The organism is Paenalcaligenes sp. (genome assembly GCF_030152715.1).
Classification (GTDB): Bacteria; Pseudomonadota; Gammaproteobacteria; order Burkholderiales; family Burkholderiaceae_B; genus Paenalcaligenes; species Paenalcaligenes hermetiae.
In genome coordinates, this window is sequence record NZ_JASLIX010000071.1 from 1 (window position 1) to 6,023 (window position 6,023).

Annotated in this window: 4 protein-coding genes; 1 reads left to right on the plus strand and 3 read right to left on the minus strand. The window is 50.5% G+C overall.

All coding sequences use genetic code 11. The features are described from left to right. The 3 genes from fdhF to Q1V74_RS05930 all read right to left on the minus strand — a co-directional run. On the minus strand, positions 1-2,826 hold a 2,826-nt coding region (fdhF, locus tag Q1V74_RS05920; protein ID WP_300647481.1), incomplete at its 3' end, for a formate dehydrogenase subunit alpha. Between the two features lie 12 nt (positions 2,827-2,838). Then, a complete protein-coding gene (locus tag Q1V74_RS05925) occupies positions 2,839-4,395 on the minus strand; it encodes a formate dehydrogenase beta subunit (RefSeq protein ID WP_300647482.1) in 1,557 nt (518 codons plus the stop codon). Next, positions 4,392-4,883, minus strand: a complete 492-nt coding sequence (locus Q1V74_RS05930) for an NAD(P)H-dependent oxidoreductase subunit E (RefSeq protein WP_300647483.1) — start codon at positions 4,881-4,883, stop codon at positions 4,392-4,394. The genes Q1V74_RS05925 and Q1V74_RS05930 overlap by 4 nt, the downstream gene beginning before the upstream one ends. A 166-nt stretch (positions 4,884-5,049) precedes the next feature. On the opposite strand from Q1V74_RS05930, the gene Q1V74_RS05935 reads away from it, so the two are divergent. After that, positions 5,050-6,023 (plus strand): substrate-binding domain-containing protein (locus Q1V74_RS05935; RefSeq protein WP_300647484.1); only part of this gene is annotated, 974 nt, incomplete at its 3' end.

Genomic DNA, 6,023 nt, shown 5'->3' on the forward strand with positions numbered 1-6,023 from the left:
TTGCTGTTGATGGAAATCAGACCATTGGCTTTGCCAGTTGGAATTTGGCTGTAAGACTTTTTGGACTTGTACAGCGGTCACTTTGTATTCAGGACAGTTTGTGGCCCAGTCCGAGTTATCGGTGGTGACCACGTTAGCACCGGATTCAGGGAAGTGGAAAGTGGTATAGACCACACCAGGCTGAATACGTGTGCTGACCTCTGCGCGCAATACGGTTTCCCCAGTACGGCTGGTGATCGTGACAAAGTCGCCGGTTTTTAAGCCGCGATCTTCAGCATCGTGTGGATGGATCTCGAGGATATCCTCTGCATGCCAATGTGTATTGGCAGTGCGTCGTGTTTGTGCCCCTACATTATACTGAGACAGAATGCGTCCGGTGGTCAGGAGCAAAGGATATTTACGGTTGCTACGCTCCGAGGTGGGCACATATTGGGTGACCATAAAGCGGCCTTTGCCGCGTACGAAATGGTCCACGTGCATAATCGGAGTGCCTTCCGGGGCTTGTTCGTTGCATGGCCATTGCACACTACCACCTAGTGCTTCAATACGCTCATAGCTGACACCAGTAAATGTAGGGGTAAGGCGGGCGATTTCATCCATGATTTCACTAGGATGGTTGTAATGCATGGGGTAGCCGAGTGCGTTCGATAAGGCGCAGGTGATTTCCCAGTCAGCCATCCCGCTTTTGGGTTCCATGACCTTACGTACCCGCGAAATACGACGTTCGGCATTCGTAAACGTGCCGTCTTTTTCTAAGAAAGAGGAGCCGGGTAAGAATACATGTGCATATTTGGCTGTTTCGTTAAGAAACAGGTCTTGAACAATGATGCACTCCATCGCGGATAAGGCGGCGGTCACGTGCTGGGTATTAGGATCGGATTGTACAATGTCCTCGCCTTGGCAATATAGGGCTTTAAAAGAGCCACTGATCGCCGCATCGAACATATTGGGAATACGTAAGCCGGGCTCGGGCCATAAGCGTACCCCCCACTCTTGCTCAAACTGTTGACGCGTTTGCTCATCGGAGATATGACGGTAACCTGGTAGTTCATGGGGGAAAGAACCCATGTCGCATGAACCTTGAACGTTATTTTGGCCACGTAAAGGGTTAACGCCAACGCCCTCGGCACCGATGTTGCCAGTAGCCATGGCTAGGTTAGCAATCGCCATCACCGTTGTAGAGCCTTGGCTATGTTCTGTTACCCCTAAGCCATAATAAATTGCGGCGCGACCGCCTGTGGCATATAGGCGTGCTGCGCCACGGATTTGCTCAGCAGGTACGCCCGTGACTTCTGCCATATGTTCGGGGGAATTTTCTGGGCGCATAGCAAAGGCTTTCCAGGCATCAAAGCTATCAGCCTCACAGCGGGATTGAATATAGTCCTCGTCAACTAAACCTTCGGTGACTATCACATGGGCTAAAGCCGAGAGCAATGCGGTGTTCGTACCAGGGCGTAGGGCTAAATGATAGTCGGCGCGAATATGGGGGGAAGACACCAGATCCGTTGCACGGGGGTCAATAACGATCAGTTTCGCGCCCTGGCGTAGACGACGCTTCATGCGCGAGGCAAAGACAGGGTGCGCATCGCTGGGGTTGGCACCAATCACCATGATGACATCGCTATGCATGACGGAGTCAAAGGTTTGCGTTCCAGCAGACTCCCCTAGGGTTTGTTTTAAACCATAACCGGTGGGGGAATGACAAACACGGGCGCAGGTATCTACGTTATTTGTTCCAAACGCCGCGCGAATCAGTTTTTGAACTAAATAGGTTTCCTCGTTAGTGCAGCGGGACGAGGTGATCCCCCCCACGGAATGGGTACCGTATTGGGATTGGATACGACGGATTTCACTGGCGGCGTAGGTTAAGGCTTCTTCCCATGAAACAGGTTGCCATGGGTCATGAATACTACGACGAATCATCGGCGTGGTAATACGGTCTTGGTGTGTGGCATAGCCCCAAGCAAAGCGTCCTTTAACGCAGGCGTGGCCCCGGTTGGCTTTGCCGTCTTTCCAGGGAGTCATGCGGACGACCTCATCCCCTTTCATTTCGGCTTTTAGTCCACAACCAACACCACAGTAAGCGCAGGTCGTAATGACAGCATGATCGGGTTGGCCTTGTTCGATGACGGTGTTTTCCATTAACGAGGCCGTAGGGCAGGCCGCCACACAGGCTCCGCAGGACACGCAGTCACTTTCCATAAAGCTTTGGTTTTGCCCAGCACTGACTCGCGCTTCAAAGCCGCGGCCATCAATGGTTAAGGCAAAAGTGCCTTGGGTTTCTTCACAGGCGCGCACGCAGCGATTGCATACAATGCATAGCTTAGGGTCAAAAGTAAAATACGGGTTTGTGATATCGGCGCAAGCATCTCGATGGTTGGCGCCATCAAAACCATAGCGAACCTCGCGTAAACCAACCTGACCGGCCGTAGACTGGAGCTCGCAGTTTCCGTTTGCTGCACAGGTTAAGCAGTCTAAAGGGTGATCGGAAATATACAGCTCCATCACATTTTTACGCAGCTGGTTTAGCTTGGCGTTTTCTGTAGTGACGACAAGCCCTTCCTCAACCAGTGTTGTACAGGAAGCAGGGGTACCGCGTCGCCCTTCAATTTCAACTAAGCAGAGACGGCATGAACCAAAGGGCTCCAGGCTATCTGTAGCACAGAGCTTGGGTATTTGGATACCGGCCATGGCCGCTGCCCGTAATAAGGATGTGCCAACCGGTGCAGTAACCGAATGTCCGTCAATGGTAAGCGTAACGGTTTCTGTATAGGTGGAGGCTGGGGTGCCTAAGTCTCGATCGCGGATTACAACAGTTTCTAGCATGGTGAGTCCTCGTTAATGGTTGGCTGTCGTAGCCGGTTGGAGACCAAAGTCTTCAGCAAAGTGCTCGAGCGCAGATAACACTGGATAGGGTGCCATCCCACCTAAAGCACATAGTGAGCCTGCTAACATAGTGTCACAAAGGTCGTGAAGCAACTGCACATTTTGTTCAGGTTGTTCTTGACGGCGAATTTTTGCGATGGTTTCTACACCACGCGTGGAGCCAATACGACAAGGGGTGCATTTGCCACAGGATTCGATGGCACAAAACTCCATAGCGTACTGAGCCATATGCCCCATGTCCACGGTATCGTCAAAAGCAACAATGCCACCATGACCAACCATTGCCGTCATGGCCGAGTAAGCTTCGTAGTCGATAGGGGTGTCCCAGTCTTTTTGGGGCAGATAAGCACCTAGGGGACCACCAACTTGTACCGCACGTAAAGGTCGCCCCGAGGCGCTACCACCACCAAAGTCGTACAGTAATTCATTGAGCGTAACCCCAAAGGCTTTTTCAACTAAGCCGCCGTATTTTAAGTTGCCGGTGAGTTGAAATGCTAAGGTGCCGCGTGACCGACCCATGCCAAAATTTTTATAAAATTCTGCGCCTTTAGCTAAAATAATAGGTACGGATCCTAGAGAAATCACATTATTGACGACAGTGGGTTGGCCCATAAAACCTTCGAGAGCGGGGAGTGGCGGTTTAAAGCGGATTTCGCCGCGTTTACCCTCTAGGCTTTCTAATAAAGAGGTTTCTTCGCCGCAAATATAAGCCCCTGCTCCTTTACGTACCTCTAGATCAAAATTTTTATCACTGCCTAAAATAGCTTTGCCTAAATAGCCCGCGGTGTAAGCTCGCTGTATTGCCTCTTCAAGAACACGAATAGCAATAGGGTATTCGGAGCGTACGTAAATATAGCCACGGGTCGCGTTTACGGCTAAGCCGGCGATAATCATGCCCTCGATTAAGGTGTACGGATCGCCTTCCATTAGGATACGATCCGAAAATGTACCTGAGTCACCTTCGTCGGCATTACATACAATGTATTTTTGCTCAGCTTGGGCATGGAGCACTGTATTCCATTTGATCCCCGTAGGGAAAGCGGCGCCACCTCGCCCGCGTAGCCCTGATTCCGTTACGATATCGACTATTTGTTGTGGGCGATAGCGAAGAGCTTGTTGAAGACCCTCCCAACCACCATGCGCTTGATAGTCGTCAAGACAAAGCGGCTGAGTAATGCCGACACGGGCAAAAGTCAAACGTTCTTGGTTTTTGAGGTAAGGGATATTTTCCGTCAGACCATGGCAGAGTGGGTGGTCGGCGCCCTGAAGCCAACCTGCTTCGAAAAGGCTGTCTAGGTCAGCGCATTGTACGGGGCCATAGGCAACACGTCCTTGCGGCGTTTGGACCTCGATAAGTGGCTCTAGCCATAGCATTCCACGTGTGCCGTTGCGCACAATATGAATAGGTTGTTGGTATTGGGCGGCTTTAGCTTGAATGGCAGGAATCAGGTGCTCCACGCCAGCGGCCACGGCAGCCGTATCCATGGGAATATAAAGCGTGGTTGTCATGCGGATTCTCCTACTTGGTTGAGCCATTCATCAATATGGTGAGGGGTGACGTGGGCTACCGGCTGCTCATTGAGCATCGCAGCAGGCCCTTGGGCGCAAAGCCCTAAGCAATAAGCTGGCTCAAGATGGACATCATGTGTTTGAGATCGCTGGTGAAAATCGCAGCCAAGGCGCTCTTGGGCATGAGCAATCAGCGCATTGGCCCCGCGAGCTTGACAGGCTTCGGCGCGGCAGAGAGCCAGATGTAGAGCGGCCGGGGGCTGTGTACGAAAATGGGCATAAAAGCTAATTACGCCATGAATTTCCGCTCGAGAACGATGAATAGCCTGACTGAGCGGAAGAATGATTTCGTTGGGAATGTAGCCCAGTTGATCTTGAATGCTATGCAAAATGGGCAAAAGAGAGCCCTCTTTGTGAGCATGTTCTGCCAGCGCCGTGGCTAAGGCGTGAGCAGGTGTGCTGTTATTTTGTGCGCTAGGTGTGGTCATAGGTGTGATATAAGCCCAAAAAGGCTGTCTCCTATATGATATTAAATACATATTGTTATTAACGGTATATACTTAATTTACAAAGTAAATCGATACTTATCAATAAGCACTTGCTTGCAAGAACTTAGCAAAAAATATGTTTTTTAAAACATATTAGAGGGAGAGCATGATACCGGATCTGGATTTAAGTGTACGTTGGCAGTTAGCGACAGAGCCGCCCTATGATATGGGGCAGTTAGTACAGATTTTAATGGCGATTGAAAAAGTCGGAAATTTAGCGGCAGCGGCGAAAATCTGCCGGCTTTCTTATCGTCATGCATGGGGTATGATTCGTGATGGGGAAAAACATTTAAAAACGACACTGGTGCAAACGGTGCGGGGGCAGGGGTCGGTATTAACGGAGTTGGCTCAGCAGATCGTGGTCTTGTATCGCCGCCACGAGCAACTATTGCACCCCCATGTGCAGGGGGTTGCGCAGCAATTTAATGCACAGCTCCAAGAGTTGTATGCACAACAACGGCATATTTTACGCTTGCATGCGAGCCATGGCTTTGCTGTAGAGGGTTTGATGCGTTGGCAAACTGATCATCCCTCGGGTTTTAGGATGGCATTACAGTATCGCACAGGGGGGGAAGCCCTAGCCTTATTAAAGAAAAAAGAATGCGATGTGGCTGGATTTCAATTGCCGACGGGAAAATACCAAGATGCAATGCTGCGACTGTACCAAGATTATTTACATTCTGAGCCTCTTTTATTTGTTTTGTTGGCCTGTCGCCGCGTCGGTTTATTCGTGCAGCCGCATAACCCTCTACAGATTCAAGGAATGGCGGACTTGGTTCGCCCAGAGGTGCGTGTGGTAAATAGACAGCCCGGCTCGGGAACACGCTATTTAATGCGTTGGTTATTGGAAGATGCCGGTGTGGATGCTGATCTAGTATTAAATTATGGGGCAACAGAGTTTACGCATATGGCGGTGGCGGCGCATGTGGCCAGTGGTATGGCTGATGTGGGGTTTGGTATTGAGACGGCAGCCAGGCGTTGTGGTCTTGAGTTTATTTCCCTAGAGCAAGAGCGGTATTTCTTTGCTTTTCACCAAGACATGGTTAATAGTGCCATCATACAGTCTTTTCTTTCCGTGCT